Genomic DNA, 21255 nt, shown 5'->3' with positions numbered 1-21255 from the left:
TCCGAAACCAAAACAATAATGAGACAGCAAGGCCGTCGAGCGTCGATTTGCGAAGCGATCCCCGACAACTGGCGCGCATGAGTCAGCCGGCCGATAGGGCCTGGATGAGCAGCAAGCCCGCGCCGGCGACGGCTATGGCGCCGCTCGCCCAGGCGACGAGTGCGCCGTCCGGCGCAAGTCGCTCGGCCGTAATGGCGGCCGTCACGGCGGCCATCAAGCGCAAATCCGTCATGCCGACGACCAGCAGAATTGCCGTGAGACCCCCGCAGCAACCGGCGCAATCGATGCCGATGCGCAGACCGTATCTCCACGCGCTCGGCGCATCGGCGGGAAGGCTGGGTGTCGTGCGGCTGCAGGCGAGGCGGCGGGCTTTCCATGTGCTGAACTGCAACGCGCCCGCGAGCAATACGACCACGCTGACCGCCAGCGGCGTCGAACGCGCGAGCGCTGGCCACCGCAACTCGAGCGCCGCGAACGACGCGCCCAGTGCAAACACGGCCATGCCGAGCACCGTCCATACGACCGCATACGCGCCACTCACGAGCATCGTCAGCAGGGCCAGTCGCTGCGCACTTGCGCGCGAGCCGATCGCGTCGCGATAGCGCAGCAGCGTCGGCATCAACGACGGCAGCATCATCGCCGCCATCATCACGATCCACATGCCGATGAACGATGCCGCGGCGCGGGCCCACGTGCGCCCGCAGGTCGGCATCCACAGCGTCGACATCGACCAGCCGCCGGGCATCGGCAATGCGCCCATCGCCGCCATCGACGCGCCGTGGGCCAATGTCGCCGCGACGCTCGCGGCGAACATCAGCACGCAGACGCCGACGAACACGCGCTGCGATGAGCGCGTCGCGCGCCGTGTGGCAAGGCGCTGCCCGCTCGTGCAGACAGCGCGCACGAGCGGGCTCATGACGGCTCGTACTCGTCGTGACGGCGCCACCAGATGCCCGTCTCGTTGCGCCCCTTCGGCGCGCGATCGAGCCACTGGTACATGCCCCACAGCGCATCGACACCGCGCGCGTAAGTCGAGTACGTGTGATAGACGACGCCGTCTTCGAGCACGAACGCGCTCATGCCTGGCCGGTCGCGCGAATAGGTGGCCGCGTCGGTGCCGCAGGTCGCCGCGAACTGCGCGACCGGTTCGGGCGCGGGACTCACGTCCATCGCGTGACTGTTGCGTGCGTAGTTGTACTCGATATCGCCATCGCGCTGCTGTGTCTCGGTGAACGAGACGTTGAAGTCGAAATTGAAATCGCCGCCGGCCGACGACGCCCATGGAAACGTCCAGCCCATGCGCTGCTTGTACGTCTGCAGCTTGTCGAGCGGCGCGCGCGACACCGCCGTCAGCATCACGTCGTGATGCGCGAGATGCACGGCGAAGCCGGCGAAGCCGTCCGCGATCGACGAGCATGACGGGCAGCCCGCCTTGTAGTCGGGGCCGAACATGAAGTGGTAGACGAGCAGCTGCGAACGTCCTTTGAACAGATCGGCGAGCGACGCGCTGCCTTGGTCGGTATCGAAGCGGTAGGCCTTGTCGACCCTGACCCACGGCAGCGCCTGGCGTTGCCGCGCGAGCTCGTCGCCTTGTCGCGTGTGGGCTTTTTCCGCGTCGAGCAGCGCGCGTCGCGCGGCGAGCCACTGTTCGCGTGTTCCGATCGGATGCGTAGTCATCGTGGGTACCTCCGTGAGTCGTGCCGCGCCGCGCGAGCCCTTGCCCGACGGCGTCGGTGACGGTTGATGGTCGTGCTAGATTAGGGCCGGGCATCGATCGGGTGGGAGTGACAAGTGTGGCGGGATTCGCTTGATGCATTGACGTGCTACGCGCGGACTCGCACGCCGTGGACGCGCTGATTTCGGCGGCGGGGCGCGCGCTCGCGGCCGGCGATCCGCTTGGCGCGCTCGACCACGTCGCGTTACGCGACGACGCGCCGGCGCTCGCGCTGCGCGGCATCGCGATGGCGCAGCTCGGCGATTTCGGGCGCGCAAAGGCGCTGGTGCGCGACGCCGCGCGCGCGTTCGGCGCGCAGCATGCGGTGGCGCGCGCGAGATGCGTGGTCGCCGAAGCGGAGATCGCGCTCGCGTCGCGCGATCTCGGGTGGCCCGCCAAGACACTCGACGCCGCGACCGCCACGCTCGACGCGTACGGCGATCGCGTCAATGCCGCGCATGCGCGGTATCTCGCGGCGCGGCGTCTGCTGCTGATCGGCCGTCTCGACGAAGCGGAGCGCAAGCTTGCCGCGCTCGATCCCCGGCCGTTTCCGCCCGCACTGCGTGCCGCGCATGAACTGGTGGTCGCGGGAGTCGCGCTGCGGCGTTTGCGCAGTGGCGCCGCCCGTGCCGCGCTGGCGCGGGCCGGACGCGCGGCACGCGAGGCCGGCATTCCGGCGTTGATCGCGGAAGTCGAAAGCGCGTCGGTGGCACTGGGCAAACCGGCGGCGCGCATGATCGCGCATGGCGAAGAAGAACCGATCCTGCTCGATGAAGTCGAGAAGCTGTTGACCTCGAATCGCGCTGGCGGCGCGTTGATCGTCGACGCTTGCCGCTACGCGATCCGCGATGCGAACGCGGCGGTTGCGCTCGCGAGCCGACCGGTGCTGTTTGCGCTCGCCCGCATGCTCGGCGAGGCATGGCCCGACGACGTGCCGCGCGACGCGCTCGTCGCCCGGGCGTTCCGCGCCAAACGCGCCGACGAATCGCATCGCGCGCGGCTGCGCGTCGAGATCGGCCGGCTGCGCACGGCGCTCGGCACGCTCGCGAGCGTCAGCGCGACGACGCGCGGCTTCGCGCTCGCGCCGCGTCACGCCCGCGAGGTCGTCGTGCTGGCGCCGCCGGTCGAAGGCGAGCATGCGGCGCTGCTCGCGTTTCTGTCGGATGGCCAAGCGTGGTCGAGTTCCGCGCTTGCCCTCGTGCTCGGCGCGAGTCAGCGCACCGTGCAGCGCTCACTCGACTCGCTCGCCGCGGCCGGCAAGGTGCAGCCAGTGGGCGAGGGGCGCGCGCGCCGCTGGATGACGCCGCCGCTGGCCGGATTCGCGACGGCTTTGTTACTCCCTTCCCCGTTCCCTTCATGATTAGGATGGCCACCATGAACCGCTCTGCCGCCAGAATCGTCCGTGAATATGGGCCCTTTACGGGCGTCGATAAAGTGCATGGCGTCACCTACGACGGCCGACAGGTGTGGATCGCGACCGGCGAACGGCTCGACGCGTTCGATCCGGCGAGCGGCGAGACGCTGCGCTCGATCGCGGTGGCCGCCGACGCGGGCACGGCCTTCGACGGCGAACACCTGTTCCAGATCGCGCACGGCCGCATCCAGAAGATCGACCCGCAGAGCGGCCGCGTGCTGTCGACGATCGCGGCGCCCGGCGACGGCGGCCAGTCGGGGCTGACATGGGCCGAAGGTTCGCTATGGGTCGGTCAGTATCCCGAACGAAAAATCTATCAGGTCGATCCGGACACTGGCGCGGTGCTGCGCACGATCGAATCGAATCGCTTCGTGACCGGGATCACGTGGGTCGACGGCGAGCTATGGCATGGCACGTGGGAAGGTGACGAGAGCGAGCTGCGGCATCTCGATCCGCGCAGCGGCGAGGTGCTCGAGCGCGTCGAGATGCCGGCCGGCGAGGGCATTTCCGGACTCGAATCGAACGGCGCGGATCTGTTCTTCTGCGGAGGCGGCGGCAGCGGGCTCGTTCGCGCCGTGCAGCGTCCCTTGCGAGAGAGCGACTCGCAATTGCCGGTCGATTCGACGAACGAGTGATTCGTCATGCAAGCAGCGCGTTCTCGTTATCGGCGCTGGTATTTGGCTTACTTGTACTCGCCGATAACGTAAGTCATCGTTGGTAAACGAAGTATTCCATTGCGTTACTCTTATCGCGAGACTACTCCCCATACGCGGCCCGCCTGCAGCGACTTCTAGCAGGCCGGGGCAAAGCACTCAGGCACCGCCGGATAGCGGTCCCGTCATCTCGCTTCTTCAGCCTCGCCCCACCAGTGCTCGCATCAGACCCACCGACGCGGCGCATGCGCCACCACCCGGTACTCGAAAGTCCAAACCGCAACACACTCGGATGCTGCACCGCACACGCGAAGCATTCCGAGTGTTTTTCAATAGTAGCGGGGAATTGAGAGCATTTTCGCTGCACCTGCAACAACTACGACGGTTGGTTCTCAGCTTTATTTTCGTCTTCGTTGCTTGCCCGTGCATGGCGGCTTTTCGAAAAGATGTGATCAGAACCAAGCCAGGTTCTCACTCCAATCCTTACCGTTAGCAGACATATGTTTTACACAAACCCTTCATATTATTTCGCTTGTTTTACTAAGTCTTGCCCCACACAAGCGGTTGCCGATACAACTAACAAAGGGTCCCCACATGTCATCGCATCACAAAATGCGCCCAGCGCTTTGTCTAACGTCCGTTGCCGCTGCCTGCGTGCTCGCAGCTTGCGGCGGAAATTTGGATAGCCCCTCTGCCAGCAACAACAACGGTGGCACGACCGCCGGCACGACTTACTCGGGCGTGGTCGCCGCAACTGCCTTCGTCCCGGGCAGCTCGAGCGGCAACCCGACCTTGAAGGCCGGCTACTACTCTGGCGCCACCGTGTTCGTCGATGCCAATGGCAACGGCGTGCTCGACAGCGGCGAAGCCTCCGCGAAGACCGACAGCAGCGGCCATTTCTCGTTGACCACGACCGCCACGGGTCCGCTCGTCGCTGACATCACGACCTCGGCCACCAACACGGCATCGGCCGCCAAGGTCGCCAGCCACCTGATCCTGCGCGCTTCGGCCGACCAGATCGCCGACCAGGGCGCCACCAAAGTCGTGATCAGCCCGATGTCGAGCGAAGTGCAGCGCCTCGTCGAAGCCAACGGCACCAAGTACGCGACCGAGAAGGCTAATCTGTCGACCCGTCTGTCCGGCCCGGCATTCAACAACGCCTCCGTGACGGTTCCCGCCGGCGACGTCCTGGCCGACGCCAGTACCCTGTCCGGCGCCGAGCAGTACGCGGTGCTGTTCGAAGAAAACGCACTGACGAACCGCTACACGTACGCCACCACGAAGCTCGATCGTGGCGACAAGTACCCCGATGCGCTGGCCGTTGCCGGTGGCGACCCCACCCTGACCGGCGTTTCCGGCATCACCGCCGGCGAAACCATTCCGACGGATACGCGTAAGGCGATCACCTTCGCACAAGCCCAGCAGGCTGCGTTCAACGTCGAAGCGATTCCGCGTTACGACAACGTCTTCGTGATCATGCTGGAGAACAGCAGCACGAATCGCGTCAAGGGTTCGGCGTACATGCCGGCGGTCAACTCGATGATCACCAACGGCAACTACTTCTCGACCTACTTCGCGACCGGCAGCCCGTCCGAGCCGAACTACACCGCCCTGGGCGGCGCCGACGACTTCGGTATCGGCGACGACAACTGGTGGGGTTGCGCCGCGACCGGCGCCAACGCCCCGACGGACAAGGCTTTCGCCGGCGGCACGGCTTCCGACGGCCAGCCCCTGCCGTCCCACGTCGCGCTGACGCCGAACGACCCGATCATCGGTACCACCGCCGGCGGCGCCACCGCGGCCGTTGGATCGCTGCTGTCCAATTACACGGCGGCCGCCAACAAGGCGTGCTCGACGGACGGCACCGGTTCCGTCGCCAACCACAACATCATGAACGCGCCGAACCTGTTCACGCGGATTTCGAGCGCGGGCCTGACGTGGCGTACCTACAGCGAATCCATGAACCCGGGTCAGGATCCGCGCGCCGACAGCCTCGGTGACACGGGTGTATCGCAGGCCTACAACCAGACGGACGGTAGCATCACCGTGACGGGCACGCCGTTCGCCATGCCCGGTTCGCTCTACAAGACCAAGCACCATCCGGGCATGGCCTATCAGAACGTGCGTAACCAGCCGGAGTTCTTCGCGAACAACCGCACGATCTTCGGTACCCAGTACTACACGAACGCGGCCGACCTGACCAACACCACGCTCTACAAGGTTCCGACCGGCTACAACGTCGACCAGTTCAGCACCGACCTGGCCAAGGGCGACGTCGGCACCCTGAACTTCATCATGCCTGACCAGTGTGATGACCTGCACGGCACCGGCAGCGACGGCACCTGTAAGGACAGCGCGACCGCCTCGGGTACCGTTCCGGCTCACGCGCTGCTGACCCGCGCCGACTACTACACCAACGCCGTGGTGCAGAAGATCAAGGCCTCGCCGCTGTGGCAGAACAAGCAGCGCAACGTTGCCATCGTGGTCATGTTCGACGAAGGCAATGGCACGTCCAACGGTGCCGGCAGCTCGTGCTGCGGCTGGGACGTGGGTGGCAAGGCTACGCAGATGCAGAACGCGGACGGCAGCTGGACTCCGGTTCAGGCGAAGTACGGCAACGGCAACAAGGGCCATGGCAACTCGATCTTCGTCCTGATGACCAACCAGCAAGACGTGGGCTCCGCGCCGAAGGGCGTCGCCGACAGCGATACGTACAGCCACTTCTCGTTCGTGCGCACGGTGCAGGACATGTTCCAGCTGGCCGACCCGGCTGTTCCGACCTCGTACGCCAACCGTTCGAAGTACACGGAGTCGTACATTGCGCAGAACATCGCCAACCTGCCTGAGTACGCTGGCAGCGCCGACACGCACTACGATGCGGTTCGTCCGATGAACCACGCCTACGTGATTCCGGCCGGCTACACGCAGAAGTTCCAGACGGGTGACGTGAGCGATCCGGCGCAAGTTGGTCCGGACGCGACCCAGAAGAACCTGTGGGCGACGAAGTAATAAAAAGCACTAAACGGTAAGCACGCGCAAGCGTGCCATTCATCAGGCAGTAGCCTGCGTGGGGGAGCGGTTCGGCCGCTCCCCCGCGAGCTGTTTTATCGAACAAAGCGGGGGAGTAGCGATGCGCAAGGTTTATGCGGGGGCGCTGTATGTCATCTTGTCGACACTGGCCGCTTGCGGGGGCGGGGGCTCGTCACAGTCTGCTTCGACGGACGCAGGCACGGGCTCCACGGGCTCCTCGGGCTCCTCGGGCTCCACGGGCTCCACGGGGTCGGCGCCCACGAGCAAGCTGAGCGCTGCGGCCCAGATCGGTCAGCAAATGTTCTTCGACAAGAACCTGTCCGGCGGCAAGAACCAGGCATGCGCGAGCTGCCACGATCCGGCGTATGCCTACGGCCCGCCCAACAGCCTGGCGGTGCAGCTGGGTTCCGATGGCGTATCGGAAGGCCAGCGCGCGGTTCCCTCGCTGCGCTACAAGGCCATGACGCCCGCCTACGACGACAACGCCTCGAACCCCGACGGCATCACGGCGAACGCGCCGGGCGGCGGATTCATGTGGGACGGCCGCGGCAAGACGCTGGCCGACCAGGTGGCGCTGCCCCTGCTCAATCCCATCGAGATGAACAACGCCTCCAAGGACGCGGTGGTGCAGGCGGTAAAGAGCTCCTCGTATGCCGCACAGTTCACGGCGGTGTACGGCCCGGCCGTGTTCGGCGATACGGACACGGCGTTCCAGGACATCGGACTCGCGCTGCAGGCCTACCAGAATGAGGACCCGAGCTTTGCGCCGTATTCCAGCAAGTTCGACCTGTATGCGAACAACAAGATCGGCGGCACGTTGACGCCGGCCGAATTGCGCGGGATGAACCTGTTCAACGATACCGATCACGGGGCCGGCTGCGTGGCCTGCCATTTCATGGGCGCCAACTTCAACGGCTCGAACGCGCTGGGGACCGACTTCACCTATCAGGCGATCGGTGCGCCGCGCAACGACACGTCGATCCCGGACAATCCGAACCCCATCGCGGCCAACCTGAACGCGAGCTACTACGACATGGGGCTGTGCGGCCCGATCAATAACGGCAGCTATGACAGCCACACGCCGCTTTCGGCCACCAGCGGCGCCGGCCCGGACCCCTTTACGGGCGTGAACAACCCGGATCCGTATTGCGGCCGCTTCAAGGTGCCGACGCTGCGCAACGTCGCCGCGCGCAGCGCCTTCTTCCACAACGGCGTGTTCCACTCGCTGGAGCAGGTGGTGCGCTTCTACAACACGCGCGACACCAACCCCGAGTACTGGTATCCGTCCACGGGTGGCGATTCGACCAAGCTGACCAGCAACCCGGGCTATGCGCTGCAACCCACCTATGCAGCGGGCGCGACGGTGAACATGTTCAACGATCTGCCGGCCGCCTACCAGGGCAATATCGACGAGGAACTGCCGCTGGGGCAGGGCCAGACCGACGCGGGCGGCACCACCGCGTTGAACGGTGCGCAGCCGCGTGCCGTCCATTCGGCGCCGCAACTGTCGGATCAGGACGTGCAGGACGTGATCTGCTTCCTGAATACTTTGAGCGACGGCTACCAGCCTCCCGCGACCCAGCCCACGAGCGGTAGCTGCGTGAATTGATCTCTTTGAATACTTGAACTATCCACGATGATGCATTTTTCGAATCCGGTGCGCGGCACTGCCATTGCGGTTTCCCTGACGGCGTCGTTCCTGCTGGGCGGTTGCCAGAACAAGGCCGAGCCTACCGCGGAGAACTTTACCAACACCATCACGCACTACCTTGCCGATCGCGGCCACCTGTGCGTGGCGAAATACGATTGGCCCATCCACGTGGCCGATCAGGACATCGTGGTCACGCATTCCCGCGATGCGCTGCAATTGCCGGTGATGGAAAAGCTGGGCCTCGTCAAGAGCACCGTCATGACGGTCGAGCGCACTGGCGAGGACGGGGCCAGGATCGAGGCGCCGGGACGCGAGTATGCGCTGACCGACGAAGGCAAGCAGTTCTACCTGCACAAGCCGGTGGTGGTGGCGACGCCCGGCAAGACGGTCACGCACGACGCCGATTTTTGCGTGGCCACGCTGACCCTGGACAAGGTGGTGGGCTGGGAGCCGCCCCAGACTCACGACGGCGAGACCAGGACCTCGGTGCTCTACACCTATAAGATCGACCCGGCGCCTTTTGCCAGGACTCCCGAGTTCCAGCGAGTGTTTCCCATGGTGGCGCGCGTGATCGAAGGCGCGGGCACCATGCAACTGCGCGAAGGCGTGCGCTTGACCAAGGACGGCTGGGTAGCGGAAGAATATCTCGTTCGATGATCGTTGAGTTCGCCGACGCCTTGCTCCAAGGCGATCGTTCCCGCACGTGGGCCGGTCCATGCCGCGGCTCCAGGACCCCAGGTGCACCCTTACGGCGTCCTCGCTGGACTCAGCCCCGTGCTCGCAAAATAGATCGCGAGAAAATACAGCAGCACATAGAGCGCGTAGGTCTGCCCGTTGCCGGTATAGACGCGGCGTATCCGAGCCGCCGCCACGAGCGCGAAGTGCGATATGCCGCGCCAGAACATCTGCGCGACCGGCGGCACCGTGCGGCTCAGGATCGGCCGGTAGAAGTGGTAAAAATCCGGGGCGTTGCGCGCATTGCCGCGGCGGCTGCGGTAGTACAGCACACCGAGCCCGAACACGATCGCCGTGACGATCAGCACGACGATCACGACCGGCGTCGGATTCCAGAACCCGTAGATGCTTTCGAGCGACATGCCGCCCCACACCAGTGTCGCCGCGAACTGCGGATCGATCGCGGCCGATACCGGTTCGAGCAACACCTTCGGAAAGAACGACAGGACCACGATACCGACCACGAACAGCAACTGCGGCACCAGCAGCATCACAGGCGCTTCGCGCACCTGCGGCCGCTGCGGCGGGCGCGGTTTGAGGAAGACGCCGTTCAGCAGGCGCAGCATGTACAGAAAGCCGGCGCAGGTCGCGATCAGCCCGCACACGGCGAGCCCGTACCAACCCTTGTCGGTCATTGCGCTCAGCAGCAGCCATTTGCCGCCGAAGCCCATCAGCGGCGGCAGGCCCGACATCGACACCAGCGCGATCACGACCATCGCGAACGTGAGCGGCATCTCGCGCGCGAGGCCGCCCACATCGGCGAAGTTGCGCGTGCCGGTGCGCGAGATCACGCCTGCGAGCGCGAGGAACAGGATGCCCTTCACAAACATGTGATTGGCGACCAGATACAGCGCGGTGACCCAGCCGAGATGGCTCATCAGGCCGATCGCGGCGACGATATAGCCGGTCTGGCTCATGCTCGACAGCGCAAGCATCCGTTTGAAGTCGTTCTGCCGCAACGCCATCAGCGCGCCGAACAGGGCCGTCAGCATGCCTATCCAGGTCATCGCGTGCGCGAGTTCGAGGCCGACCTCGGAGCGTATCGTCAGATAGGTGCCGATCAACAGGCCGAACATCGCGACCTTGCTGACCACCGCCGACAGCATCGCGGTCACGTCGTCTTCCGCTTCGGTGTAGGCGCCCGGTAGCCATACGTGCACGCCGATCGCGCCGGCCTTGATCAGGAAGCCCGCCGCGAGCAGCACGAACGCGCGGTTCGCCTCCGGTCCCGAATGGATCAGCGCCGACAGCGCGATGCTGTCGTCGATCGCCGCGACGTTGGCGAAGCCCGCCAGCAGGAAGAACGCAGCCAGCAGCGAAAACAGCAGGAAGGTCAGCACGTGCGGTCCCGCGCGCCGGCACTTCGCGATCAGGAAGCACGACGACAGCGTGATGATTTCCCAGCTATAGAAGAACTCGAGCGAGGTGGATGAGCGCAGCAGCGCCGGAATCGACAGCGATAGCACGACGAGCATCGGATAGAAGCCGGCGCGCACGTCGTCGCGATAGAGACTCGCCGCTGCGATCACGAGGCTGCCCGCGAGCAGCAGCCAGGCGAACAGTCCGGCGATACCGCGCGAGCCCTCGCAGAGCAGACTGCCGATCAATCCAATCGCGATCACCGCGAGCACGCCTTTCACGCGCCCCGGCAGACGATCGGCCGCATAGAACAGCGCACCCGCCGCGAGCGGCGAGAAGATCCACGCCGACACGACGCCCGAGAACACGGCTGCCATATAGGCCGCCGCGATCAGCAGCACGGCGACGCCGAACAGCGGCAACAGCGCGGCGATGTTCGGCCGGGCTTTGGCCTCGAGCTCGGACGGAGCCAGCGCGCGCACGAACCAGTGGAACATATAACCCGCTTCGAGCAGCGAGCCGGTCAGGATCAATACGATCCAGTACGGCTTGCCGGCGGCGGTCAGGCGCATCACGAGTTCCCACTTCGCCCAGAAGCCGGGGAATGGCGGCAGTCCCGCAATCGCGACCAGGAAGAGGCCGAGCAGGCCGATCAGCAACGGGCTGCGCGACAGGATCGCGCGTGCATCGTCGCCGTGCCGCCGCAGCACGCCGATCAGCCAGAACAGCCCCGCCTTCGCGAACAGATGGTTGATGAAGAGCCCGCCGACGACGAGCGGGATCGATGCGTCCGCGCCGATCTGGCGCAACAACGCGAGCGACAGCATCAACAGCGCCATCTGCCCGATCGACGAATAGCCGAGCAAGCGTTGCGGCTTCGTCTGCTTGATCGCGAGCAGGTTCGAGAACAGGAACGTGACGCCGCCCGAGACGGCGAGCAGCGTCAGCAGGCCGTCGAACAGCGGCAGCAATTTCAGCAGCGCGAAAAACACGCCCGCCGATACGCCGACCGATACCATCGCGCCGACGCCGCTCGGCGCGGTCTCGTAGACGTCGAGCCCCCAGCCGTTGGCCGGAAACGGCTTCAGCTCGATCACGAGACTCGCGAACACGAGCAGGATCGCGGTCGTGCCGATCGGGCCGCCGAGCTGGTCGCGCAGCGACAGCAGTTCGTCGATGTTCAGCGTGCCGCTCACGTAGTAGAGCAGCACCGCGCCGAGCAGAAAGAGCGTCGACGCGATCACGGTCGCAAAGATGTACTTGAACGCGGCGGCGAGCGCGGCGGGCGTGCGCTCGAGCCCGAACAGGCCGTACGTCGCGATCGACACGATCTCGAGAAACACGAACAGGTTGAACAGGTCGCGAGTCATCACCATGCCGTCGATGCCCATCACCAGAATCAGGTACAGCAGCAACGCCGCGTAGTTGCCGCGCAGACGGTCCCACAGATGCCATGCGCCGAGCAGCGCGACCACATTGACGCTGAACGTGAAGAAGCCTTCCCACAAGCCGAAGCGCAGATTGATCGACACCGGCGGCAGCGCGCCCGCGGTCAGCACCTCGATCGTGTCGCCGCCGTCGAGCAGGCCGTAGAACGACACGCCGGAGACGAGCACGATGCCGCACAGCGCGATGAAAAAGCCGAGCGTGAGCCATGGCTTGCCGAGCCGGTACAGCAGCGGAATGGCGAAGCCGCCGCCGAGCCCGAGAATGAAGATGTGCAGCGGATGAAACAGCGCGGCTACCATTTCGACTCGGTGAAGGCGTCGATGGAAAGCGTCTTTCTGGCGGCATGAAGACGGATCGCGAACGACAGCATGATGGCGGTGACCGATAGCCCGATCACGATCGCCGTGACGACGAGTGCCGATGGAATCGGATCGATCGCGCGGTGCGCGGCGGCGGATTTGCTGAGCGCCGCGTCGATGATCGGCGCGGTGCCGCCCGTGACGTAACCGGTCGCGACCATCACGATGTGCAGGCCCGTGTCGATCACCGCGAAGCCGATGATGATGCGCAGGATGTTGCGGTGGGTCAGCATGCCCCACAGGCCGATCAAGGAAAGGCAGAAGCCCGTGATCAGCAGGATCTTCGAAACCGGGATGCCCGTGCTCATGCGCTCTCCTTCTCGTTCAGCTTCTGAACCGGTCGATGACGACACTCAGCTCCGCGCCGACCTTGACGCCGAGCAGCGTGGAAATCAGCGGGATCGCGCCGGCGCTGAAGAACGCGCCGAACTCGCCGCGCGGCAGAAAGCGCGGGTCGAGAAAACCGCCCGCGAGCACGAGGCCGAGAATGCCGATGCACACGTAGATCACGCCCGCGAGTGACTCGACGACGCTCAGCAGCGCGACGTTCAGCGTCGAGCGGGGCCTCGCGAGCAGCATCAGCATCACGGCGGACGCGACGATCGCGCCGCCCTGGAAACCGCCGCCCGCCGACAGATGGCCGTTGACGATCACGTAGCCGCCGAAGGTGAGGATCATCGGCAGCAGCACCTGCTTGCCGGTATGTACGATCTCGCCGGCTGGGCGGCGCGCGGGCGCGGATTCGTCTGCCGCAGCGGCGGAAGTCGCGTTGCTTTCCTCTTTCAGCAGCACCCCGACGCTCGCCGCGACCATGAACAGCACCGCGACTTCGCCGAGCGTGTCGAAGCCGCGAAAGGTGATCAGAATGCCGGTCACGATGTTCGGCGCGCCGAGTTCGAGCGGCCCTCTGACGACGTAGTACCAGGCGAGCGGGCGCAGCGCCTGCAGTTCGGTGTAGCCGCCGACTAGCCGCCAGAACACGACCGCGAACAGCAGCACCGTCAGCAGCGCAAACGCGCGACGCATCATGATTCGGCCTCCCCGGCGGTGCGCCCGCCTTCGTCGGCGAGTGCGTCGGTGATCGTGGACGAGGTCATCGGCGTGCGGATCAGCCAGGCGGCGCGCGATAGCGCATGCGAGGACACCGGGTTGGTCACGAGCACGAAGTAGATCAGCAGGATCAGACGGAAGGTCCAGTTCGGGTGATAGAACGCGAGGCCGATCAGCACGAGCATGTTGCCGAGCGTCGACGCCTTGGTGCCGGCCTGAATGCGCGTATACGCATCCGGCATGCGCAGCAGCCCGAGGCCGGCGGAGAACAGAAAGACGGCGCCCACCAGGATGAACACGCTGCCGATCAGTTCGAACATGCGCTAGCCCTTCTGATAACCGGTTTTGCGGATCGCGTACAGAAAGATGAAGGTCGCGAGTCCGGAACCGATCGCGGCTTCGGCCATCGCGACGTCGGGCGCGGCGAGCAGCAGGAAGGCTATCGCGGCGAACAGGCTCGCGAGCCCCGAGCTCACCATCGCGGCCAGCAGATTCCTCAGGCAGACGGCCAGTACGCCGCTCACGAGGATGCTCGCGCACATCAGCAGCAGGAGCAGTTCGAGCATGGCTCACAGCCCTCTTTCGAGAAAGCGCGCAATCGCGAGCACCGCGAGAAAGCTCAGCAGTGCATAGACAAGTGCGACGTCGATATAGACGAAACGACCGGAGACTTGCGCGTACAGCGCGATCAGCGACAGCGAGACGACCGTCAGCATGTCGATCGCGACGATGCGGTCGACGAGGGTCTTGCCGATCACGAGACGGATCACGCCGAACAGGATCGCGAAGAAGATCAGCACGGCGGCGATCCGGAGCATGATCTCAGCCAAAGACTTTCTCCAGATGCTTTTCGAACGGTGCGACGAGTGCCTCGGTCGCTTCATCGATATCGGTCGTCTTCACGTCGAGCCAGTGAATGAATAGTATGTCGTCCCGAATATCCACGACGAGCGAGCCCGGCGTGAGCGCAATCGAATTGGCGAGCGCGAGACGGCCAAGCGGTGTTTGGAGGCGCGTGCGAACCTTGACGATGCCGGGCTTGATGTCGATACGCGGCGAGTACACCAGCGCCATCACGTTCAGATTGGCGCGTACGAGCTCGACGACGAAGGTCGCGCTATACGCGGCGAAGTGATACGGTGCGCCTGGCGTTAGACGTAGGCGCTGCCATGCTTCGCTCGACGATACGAAGACACGCGCGATGACGAAGGTAATGACGAGACCGACGAGTGCGGGTTCGACGGCGAGCGATGCATTGGCGATCATCCAGATGACGAACAGGACGACCCAGAGGCCAGGCATTCCCCGAGGAACGAACGACGACACCGGTTTTCCGTTGTTCGCAGCCATGTCATCGGTTCCTCAGGAGGCCTTGCGGAAAATTCTAAGTGACAACTTATGGCAAAGCAACCGGCGCACGGTTGTCCGCTGGTGGTCGTTTTGTGTGCGTCAATCCGCGCGGCGCTTATCGGCTGCTCATCGAGTGAATTACTGTCATTGCGATCCGTTCAATAAAATGGCGCGCGAAAAGCCGACGCCGATCCGCGCGCATTTATTTTGAAACAGACTGCGTTGCCGCGATAAGACGCGACGTTGAATCTCTAAGCGGCGCCGTACCGTTTTTTAATCACCTGTGACTGATCGGAATCTGGAAGTCTTGTCACCAATCTATGCGCGCGCTGCATAAATTGATTTTTTTAATGAATTTGCGCCGGCGACCAGATCCCGGTCGAATGTCGGGTTTCGCGCGGTTTGAATTCTTCAAATGACCAATAAGGAGCAACCATGAAAGCCATGCTGGCAACCCTGACGATTGCGCTGCTGGCCGTCTCGTCCGGAAGCGCAATCGCCAAGGATTGGTCGACCGTGCGGTTCGGGGTCGACGCGAGCTACCCACCGTTCGAATCGAAAGCGGCCGACGGCAAGCTCGTCGGCTTCGATATCGATCTCGGCAATGAGATTTGCCGCCGGCTCAACGCGAAATGCGTGTGGATCGAGAATTCGTTCGACGGCATGATTCCCGCGCTGAAAGGCCGCAAATTCGACGGCGTGCTGTCGACGATGTCGATGACGCCCGCGCGCCAGGCGCAGATCGCGTTCTCGTCGAAGGTGTTCCGCATTCCGACGCGTCTGGTCGCGAAGAAGGGCTCGCCGATCGAGCCGACGCCGGAGGCGCTGAAGGGCAAGCGCATCGGCGTCGAGCAGGGCTCGATTCAGGAAACCTACGCGAAGACGTATTGGGAGCCGGCCGGCGCCGCGATCGTGCCGTATCAGGATCAGGATCTGGTGTATTCGGATCTGCTTGCCGGCCGTATCGACGCGTCACTGCAAAACGCGGTGCAAGCCGATATCGGCTTTTTGCGCACCGCGCGCGGCAAGGACTTCGGATTTGCCGGCAATCCGCTTTACGACGCGAAAACGCTCGGCAGCGGCACAGCGATTGGTTTGCGTAAAGAAGATACCGATCTGCAGGAAAAGATCGACAAAGCCATTGCCGAGATCCGCGCCGATGGCACTTACGACCGCATTGCGAAAAAGTATTTCGATTTCGACGTGTACGGTCAGTGAGCCGAGGGCGCGCCGCACGTGACCAGTTTCGACCTGGCACTCGCGCGGCCCGACACCTAAACTTGTGTCATGACCGTCCTGAGCCGTGCTGCGGCAAGCCGGGATGCCCGAATCGGTTGCAACCGGCGCCTCACGCGGCGCTGCAGGTTTCCGCTTACAAAAGTAAGCGGGCAGGGGACGGCGCAATGCGGCCACCGGCTCGCGTGCGGATCGCCTTGCGCACACGGCGCGATCCGCATTGGGGGGCACCGACATGCACGGCTTTCAGATCACGTTCTTCACCCAGCAGGGGCGCAGCCATCATGGCAAGCCGCTTGCCGACTGGCTCGTGCGTCTCGCGAGCGAACTCGGCCTGCGCGGCGCGACCCTGATCCCGGCTAGCGAAGGCATCGGCCATCATCATCGCATTCACTCCGCGCACTTCTTCGAGCTTGCCGATCAGCCATTGTCCGTCGTGATGGCGGTGACGAGCGACGAAGCCGATCGGCTGTTCGATCGACTGCGCGCGGAAGGTTTGCATCTGTTCTACGTGAAGACGACCGCCGAGTTCGGCGTCGTCGGCGAGGCCGACGGGGCTTGAACGACCGGGCCTCGATGGCAAGCTCCACGCCTCGCTCGTCCAGGCGACGAAGTCGGCCGCCATGTCGGAGTCGGTGCGTGCTTCCAGCTTGCCGCTGCGGCACGCGTGGCGGAACACCTCGTAGTCCTGCTCGACCTGGTCCGCGTACGCGCGCGAGTAGACGCGCGCCCGGTGTGGCTATTGGGCATGGCGCATGCTTCGCTGCAAGAGCCGAGTCATCCCAGGGAGAGCGAATCATGCGGCAGGTTTCGGCAAACATGCTGATCGCGCTGTCGGCCGTTGCGTTGCTGGCGGGCGCATCCGGCTGCAAGCGGACGGCCGAGAATGGCGGTATCTCGACGGGCCAGGCGAGCAGCGGTGTCATGAGCAATTCGGCGAGCCCGCGCGGCACACCGGGCGATAGCGACGCGGCAAATCGTGCGAACGCCGAGGCGGGCGCGGCGGCGAGCGCAGCGCCCGCCGCGAGCGACGCCGCGTCGGTCCACAGCACGCCGGCGAGCACGGCGTCCGCGACGCAGTAAGCGTCGGTTAGGCGCGGCGGCGCATTGGTCGCCGTTCCATGCGCGCAGGCTTGCTCTCGGTCCCGCGCATGGCGACGCCGCGCGCAGCGTGTGATATGGAACGCCGGCCCGCTTCAATGCTATGCCGTGGGCTCCTCGTGCCGCACATTGACCATCCACGGCACGCCGAAGCGGTCGATTAACGTGCCGAAGCCGCTGGTCCAGAAGGTCTGCTGGAATGGCATCGTGATCTGTCCGCCGTCCGCCAGCGCGTTGAAGTATTTTTCGCCGGACGCCTGGTCGTCGGCGGTGACCGACAGGCTGAAGCCCGCATGCACGGCATTGCCGCCGCGGCAATCGCCATCCGACAGCAGCACGTGCGTGTTACCGATGACGAGCGTCGCGTGCAGGATCTTGTCGGCGTGTTCGGGCGCCACCGGGCGAGCGGGATCGGGCGGCGCGTCTTTCGCGCGCAGCTTCAGCAACTCCTGCGCGCCGAGCGCCGAACGATAGAACTCAATGGCTTGCTCACAACGGCCATTGAAGAACAGATAGGGCTGGATTTCCATGCTGATTTCCTGAGACGGGCGAGGGTCGGGCGGACGATTCTATCAGCGTGATCTCGCGGATGGACGGCTGTCGAACCTGGGATGCATCGATCGGCCCCACGATGAAGCCACACACCTGATGCTCTACAGCGTATCCGCGCATCAGGCCTTCCCGGCATGACTCCCGCCATTGGCCGGATAAGCCTCCTGCAACGCGATCGAGCCTGTCTCCAGCAGCGATTTGAGGTTGGACATGATCTTCGGCCAGCCACCCGACACCGCCTCGATGAATTTCGATGGATCGCGCTCGATCGTATGCGTGAGCGTCAACTTGACCGCCGTTCCGCTCGGTTCGAGCGCCATCGTGCAGCGCGAATCGCCTTCGGCCTGCAACTCGGGACGAATCTGGTGCTGCCAGCGGATCACCAGACGCCGCGGCGGATCGGCCTCGACGATCTCGCCCGCGTCGAAGATCTGGCCGCCGCTCGACACGAGTTTCCACGACGAGCCCGCTGTCCATTCGCTTTCGCAGTGCATGCCGAACCAGTACTGCTTGATGAACTCCGCGTCGGTGAGCGCCGACCACAACTGTTCCGGCGTAGTGCGGATATAGGTCACATAGACGAACGTCGATCTAGTCATTGCCTTTCTCCAGGCGTCGTTTCAGGGTCGAGAGCGCCTTCAGGCGCGGCTTTTCGAACTTGGCAATCCAGCGCTCGTAGATCTGCTGCAGCGGCACCGGATTGAGGAAGTGCAACTTTTCGCGCCCGCTGCGTACGGTAACGACGAGGTTAGCCGCTTCCAGCAGGCCCAGATGCTGGGTCACGCCTTGCCGCGTCATGTCGAGGTGGTCGCACAGGTCGTTCAGAGTCTGGCCGTCGTGCGCGTGCAGCACATCCAGCAGCTTGCGCCGGCTCGGATCGGCGAGGGCTTTGAATAGCAGGTCGGTGTCGTCGGGGCGCTCGGCCATGAACGGCTACAGGCAAGTAATTTGTTGCATTTACTATAGGCAAGAAATTGCTTGCATGTCAAGGCGACGTGAGGGACATGCCGCAGGTTCGACACAAGCGCCGACTATCGTTTAGGAGGCGCGCAAGTACGTTTCGGCATGTTGCCGCCATGCAAAGGACCGAACAGCCGCGCACAGAGCATGCCCATCGCCAGGATACCGAGGCCGAATGGCACGGCATCACCCGTTGCCTCGATCCGAAAGTCGCCAACACGAAAAACCAGAAGATAGCCGACGACCATATTGAAGAAGCCCCACAGTACATTGACGGTCGATGACGACAGCCCTTTTCCGGACGGCTTCGCGAACGGGCTCTGAAACGGCTCGCCCATCACACCGCTGACGAAATGCGGCACGGCATTCGCGAACAGCACACCGCCGAAAAAATAAGAGACGACATGCGGCCAATCCATTTCAGTTGCTCCTTGAATCGAGTAAATCGATGAGGTAGCGGGCTGTGCCCGTTTCGACGCCGGTTCGGATGAAGTACCTGCAAACGTTCAGGAGTCAGCGAGCCGCTGCAGCAGTTCCACCGCGGCGGCGAGCGTGGCCTGTTCTCGCGGCGATAGCTGCGCTTGCAAGGCACCGATCAGCCAGTCCTCTTTGGCCGCCCGACTTGCCTTGAGCGTTCGTCTGAACGTGGGGGTGAGATGGATAAGAGTTTTGCGTCCGTCGGTTGGATCCGCTTCGCCTTTGACGACGCCCAGCGTCTCCAGACCGGCAACGGTAATGCGCATGGACTGGGGCTTTACGCGCTGCGCTCGCGCTAGCGCGGAAACTGTGGCTGGGCCGTCGCGCTCCAGATGAAACAGCACCGACTTCTGCGCCGACGTAAAGTCGCTCGATTGCGAATGTTCTCGCGCGCGGCGAACCAGTTTGCTCACGGCAATGCGCAGTTCGCCCGCAAGGGCGGCTAGATCGGTAGATTGGGAAGACGGTGATTGTCGTGACATGCCGAAAACATAGCATATGTACAGTTTAACTGTACATATAAACTGAATATATTTTCGCCGTCGAGTCCGCACGAACCCAGCATAAACAAGCGCCTGTGAGATACTTCCTCATTCACGCATAATCCCCGAGTCCACCGCGTCTCAACCGGCCCAGGCATGCAAGTCCATCCCCTCCGACTCGCGCCCGGCGACGACCTTCGCGTCGCCGTCGAAGACGCGTTTCGTCAACGCGACCTGCAAGCGGCCTTCGTCGTCCAGGGCATCGGCAGCCTCCACGTTGCGGCATTGAGGTTCGCTGGCGCGCAAGCGCCGACGGAAATTCGCGGCGACCTCGAAATATTGACCCTCGCAGGCTCCGTCTCGCCCGATGGCGCTCATCTGCACATGTCGATCGCGGATGCGCGCGGGCAGGTATTCGGCGGTCATGTGGCGCGCGGCTGCACGGTACGCACGACCGTCGAGTTGTTGCTCGTGTCGGTTCCGGGCTATTCGTTCGCGCGGGAGGCTGATCCGCAGACGGGTTTTATGGAACTCGTGATTCGCGGCGGCGGCGCTCCGCAGTCCGGCTCCGCCTGATCACGCAAAGGCGCTATCGCTTCGCGCGCCGGTAGTCGCTGAACGCCCCGCCAACATCCGCCCGCCGACCCCCACCAACAGCACACCCGCTGCCGTATCCAGCCCGGCCTTGCGCCGAACCGACGGATGCGAGGCGAGCAACGCCATCGCGCAGTACCACGCGCACGAAATGCCGATCGACAGCGCCACGACCGCGATATCGAGCCACAACGGCGCATGCGCGGGCACCATCAACGCAAAGATGCTGCCGTAGAACGCGATCGACTTCGGGTTCGTCATGCTGACGAAATAGCCTTTCTTCGTCGCAGCCCAGCCGGACGCGGTGCTGCCGACGTCCGCGGACAACGGCCGCCGCGCGGTCACGATCATCTTGATGCCGAGCCAGATCGACGATCAGAAAGTTGGGTCCCGGGCTCGCGACGCTTAGCAACAGGACGCCCGCAAGCGCAAGCAGGAACTTGACGGAATGCAAGATGAATCCTCCGTGGCGGGCCGAGGTGTTAAGGTCTTTTTAGGGTTGGGGTGATCCATTCGACGCGCATGCGCTGTGAACCTGATTCGATTCCGCGCGTGATTTTTCGCGAGTCGTCAAGCATAAAAAACGGCACGGGCTATCGCAGCCCCTGCCGTTTCGCCGGTCGGTAGTCGAATACCACCAGGCGTCATCCCAGTGAATGAATCAAGGTCTGATCCGTCACCTGCACCGGCCTGACCTTGATCGATTGACTATAAAGCGGCGGCAGCGTCGTCAGCAGCTTGCTGCATAGCCGCGCGTGACTTCGAGAAAGGCGCGCAGAATTTTCGACAGCCCCTCGACACCCGGCAGACACAGCAGCAGATAGCCGCGGTTGTCGAGCATCGCGACCGCGTGCCCCGTGCCGCCGTTCTTCAGGTCTTCGGCCACCGCTTCCTTCAGAAATGGCGCGAGCCCCGTTATCATCGACCAGCACGCCGCCAACGCTGAACGAGCCGGCGCAGTTCGCCGTCATCGCCTGGAGCACGGCCAGTGCCATCGCGGATTGCGTCGATGTAACTTTTTCAGCCATGTTGATTCATCTCTGTGGCGCGGATTGAATACCGACTGCAAAGAGAATGAGCGGAACCGGC

24 protein-coding genes and 1 pseudogene are annotated in these 21255 nt (G+C 64.0%); 9 read left to right on the top strand and 16 right to left on the bottom strand.

What is annotated here, in order from left to right; all coding sequences use genetic code 11:
• Nucleotides 1–82: 82 nt before the first annotated feature.
• Complete coding sequence (locus tag OKW27_RS03595; RefSeq protein WP_429332571.1) at nucleotides 83–916, bottom strand: DUF2182 domain-containing protein; 834 nt, start codon at nucleotides 914–916, stop codon at nucleotides 83–85.
• On the bottom strand, nucleotides 913–1677 hold the full coding sequence (locus OKW27_RS03590; protein WP_429332570.1) for a DUF899 domain-containing protein: 765 nt from the start codon (nucleotides 1675–1677) through the stop codon (nucleotides 913–915). Before OKW27_RS03590 ends, OKW27_RS03595 begins: the two co-directional genes overlap by 4 nt.
• 167 nt (nucleotides 1678–1844) lie before the next feature.
• On the opposite strand from OKW27_RS03590, the gene OKW27_RS03585 reads away from it, so the two are divergent.
• The 5 genes from OKW27_RS03585 to OKW27_RS03565 all read left to right on the top strand — a co-directional run bounded on the left by OKW27_RS03585 (nucleotide 1845) and on the right by OKW27_RS03565 (nucleotide 9119).
• Nucleotides 1845–3074 (top strand): helix-turn-helix domain-containing protein, encoded by a 1230-nt coding sequence (locus OKW27_RS03585; protein ID WP_429332569.1) that lies wholly within the window; start codon nucleotides 1845–1847, stop codon nucleotides 3072–3074.
• Between the two features lie 14 nt (nucleotides 3075–3088).
• Nucleotides 3089–3763, top strand: coding sequence for a glutamine cyclotransferase (locus OKW27_RS03580; protein ID WP_429332568.1), 675 nt, complete (start codon nucleotides 3089–3091; stop codon nucleotides 3761–3763).
• Between the two features lie 612 nt (nucleotides 3764–4375).
• A complete protein-coding gene (locus tag OKW27_RS03575; RefSeq protein WP_429332567.1) occupies nucleotides 4376–6790 on the top strand; it encodes an alkaline phosphatase family protein in 2415 nt (804 codons plus the stop codon).
• A gap of 121 nt (nucleotides 6791–6911) precedes the next feature.
• Nucleotides 6912–8420: a cytochrome-c peroxidase gene (locus OKW27_RS03570; protein ID WP_429332566.1), complete on the top strand. Its 1509-nt coding sequence runs from the start codon at nucleotides 6912–6914 to the stop codon at nucleotides 8418–8420.
• Between the two features lie 27 nt (nucleotides 8421–8447).
• A complete protein-coding gene (locus OKW27_RS03565) occupies nucleotides 8448–9119 on the top strand; it encodes a hypothetical protein (RefSeq protein WP_429332565.1) in 672 nt (223 codons plus the stop codon).
• A gap of 89 nt (nucleotides 9120–9208) precedes the next feature.
• On the opposite strand, the gene OKW27_RS03560 is transcribed toward OKW27_RS03565, so the two are convergent.
• From OKW27_RS03560 to OKW27_RS03530, 7 genes are read right to left on the bottom strand one after another with little or no spacing between them, the layout of a single operon-like run.
• On the bottom strand, nucleotides 9209–12304 hold the full coding sequence (locus OKW27_RS03560; RefSeq protein ID WP_429332564.1) for a complex I subunit 5 family protein: 3096 nt from the start codon (nucleotides 12302–12304) through the stop codon (nucleotides 9209–9211).
• Nucleotides 12298–12672, bottom strand: coding sequence for a sodium:proton antiporter (locus OKW27_RS03555; protein ID WP_090810587.1), 375 nt, complete (start codon nucleotides 12670–12672; stop codon nucleotides 12298–12300). The genes OKW27_RS03560 and OKW27_RS03555 overlap by 7 nt, the downstream gene beginning before the upstream one ends.
• Before the next feature lie 16 nt (nucleotides 12673–12688).
• Entirely contained in the window at nucleotides 12689–13393 is a 705-nt protein-coding gene (locus OKW27_RS03550) for a Na(+)/H(+) antiporter subunit B (protein ID WP_429332563.1), read from the bottom strand.
• Entirely contained in the window at nucleotides 13390–13734 is a 345-nt protein-coding gene (mnhG, locus tag OKW27_RS03545) for a monovalent cation/H(+) antiporter subunit G (RefSeq protein WP_090810583.1), read from the bottom strand. The genes OKW27_RS03550 and mnhG overlap by 4 nt, the downstream gene beginning before the upstream one ends.
• Before the next feature lie 3 nt (nucleotides 13735–13737).
• Nucleotides 13738–13980 (bottom strand): hydrogenase subunit MbhD domain-containing protein, encoded by a 243-nt coding sequence (locus OKW27_RS03540; RefSeq protein WP_429332562.1) that lies wholly within the window; start codon nucleotides 13978–13980, stop codon nucleotides 13738–13740.
• A 3-nt stretch (nucleotides 13981–13983) separates the two neighbouring features.
• Nucleotides 13984–14244, bottom strand: a complete 261-nt coding sequence (locus OKW27_RS03535) for a monovalent cation/H+ antiporter complex subunit F (RefSeq protein ID WP_018422733.1) — start codon at nucleotides 14242–14244, stop codon at nucleotides 13984–13986.
• On the bottom strand, nucleotides 14237–14764 hold the full coding sequence (locus tag OKW27_RS03530) for a Na+/H+ antiporter subunit E (RefSeq protein ID WP_429332561.1): 528 nt from the start codon (nucleotides 14762–14764) through the stop codon (nucleotides 14237–14239). The genes OKW27_RS03535 and OKW27_RS03530 overlap by 8 nt, the downstream gene beginning before the upstream one ends.
• 435 nt (nucleotides 14765–15199) lie before the next feature.
• Between OKW27_RS03530 and OKW27_RS03525 the strand changes: the two genes are divergently transcribed.
• The 3 genes from OKW27_RS03525 (at nucleotide 15200) to OKW27_RS03515 (ending at nucleotide 17083) form a co-directional block, all read left to right on the top strand.
• Complete coding sequence (locus OKW27_RS03525; RefSeq protein WP_184023501.1) at nucleotides 15200–15982, top strand: ABC transporter substrate-binding protein; 783 nt, start codon at nucleotides 15200–15202, stop codon at nucleotides 15980–15982.
• Nucleotides 15983–16235: 253 nt separating this feature from the next.
• Nucleotides 16236–16562: a DUF190 domain-containing protein gene (locus OKW27_RS03520; protein ID WP_090811812.1), complete on the top strand. Its 327-nt coding sequence runs from the start codon at nucleotides 16236–16238 to the stop codon at nucleotides 16560–16562.
• Between the two features lie 236 nt (nucleotides 16563–16798).
• Nucleotides 16799–17083 (top strand): hypothetical protein, encoded by a 285-nt coding sequence (locus tag OKW27_RS03515; RefSeq protein ID WP_090810575.1) that lies wholly within the window; start codon nucleotides 16799–16801, stop codon nucleotides 17081–17083.
• Nucleotides 17084–17202: 119 nt separating this feature from the next.
• Here the strand turns inward: OKW27_RS03515 and OKW27_RS03510 are convergent, their stop codons facing one another.
• The 5 genes from OKW27_RS03510 to OKW27_RS03490 all read right to left on the bottom strand — a co-directional run bounded on the left by OKW27_RS03510 (nucleotide 17203) and on the right by OKW27_RS03490 (nucleotide 19572).
• Complete coding sequence (locus OKW27_RS03510) at nucleotides 17203–17631, bottom strand: VOC family protein (protein WP_429332560.1); 429 nt, start codon at nucleotides 17629–17631, stop codon at nucleotides 17203–17205.
• Nucleotides 17632–17772: 141 nt separating this feature from the next.
• Entirely contained in the window at nucleotides 17773–18252 is a 480-nt protein-coding gene (locus OKW27_RS03505; RefSeq protein ID WP_429332559.1) for an SRPBCC family protein, read from the bottom strand.
• The gene (locus OKW27_RS03500; protein ID WP_429332558.1) at nucleotides 18245–18580 is read right to left on the bottom strand and encodes an ArsR/SmtB family transcription factor; all 336 of its coding nucleotides are present in this window, start codon (nucleotides 18578–18580) and stop codon (nucleotides 18245–18247) included. Before OKW27_RS03500 ends, OKW27_RS03505 begins: the two co-directional genes overlap by 8 nt.
• Nucleotides 18581–18684: 104 nt before the next feature.
• Entirely contained in the window at nucleotides 18685–19032 is a 348-nt protein-coding gene (locus OKW27_RS03495; protein ID WP_429332557.1) for a hypothetical protein, read from the bottom strand.
• 87 nt (nucleotides 19033–19119) lie between these two features.
• On the bottom strand, nucleotides 19120–19572 hold the full coding sequence (locus tag OKW27_RS03490; protein ID WP_090810567.1) for a MarR family winged helix-turn-helix transcriptional regulator: 453 nt from the start codon (nucleotides 19570–19572) through the stop codon (nucleotides 19120–19122).
• 156 nt (nucleotides 19573–19728) lie between these two features.
• Between OKW27_RS03490 and OKW27_RS03485 the strand changes: the two genes are divergently transcribed.
• On the top strand, nucleotides 19729–20148 hold the full coding sequence (locus OKW27_RS03485; protein ID WP_429332556.1) for a PPC domain-containing DNA-binding protein: 420 nt from the start codon (nucleotides 19729–19731) through the stop codon (nucleotides 20146–20148).
• On the opposite strand, the pseudogene OKW27_RS03480 reads toward OKW27_RS03485, so the two are convergent.
• Nucleotides 20149–20623: pseudogene (locus tag OKW27_RS03480) on the bottom strand (LysE family translocator). It lies immediately after the preceding gene.
• Nucleotides 20624–20896: 273 nt separating this feature from the next.
• On the bottom strand, nucleotides 20897–21088 hold the full coding sequence (locus OKW27_RS03475; RefSeq protein WP_429332555.1) for a hypothetical protein: 192 nt from the start codon (nucleotides 21086–21088) through the stop codon (nucleotides 20897–20899).
• Between the last annotated feature and the right edge of the window lie 167 nt (nucleotides 21089–21255).

Origin of the sequence: Paraburkholderia sp. 35.1 (genome assembly GCF_050436525.1) — a bacterium.
GTDB classification, from domain to species: domain Bacteria; phylum Pseudomonadota; class Gammaproteobacteria; order Burkholderiales; family Burkholderiaceae; genus Paraburkholderia; species Paraburkholderia tuberum.
Note: the sequence above shows the minus strand (reverse complement) of the source record. Positions and strands in the feature narration are given on the sequence as shown.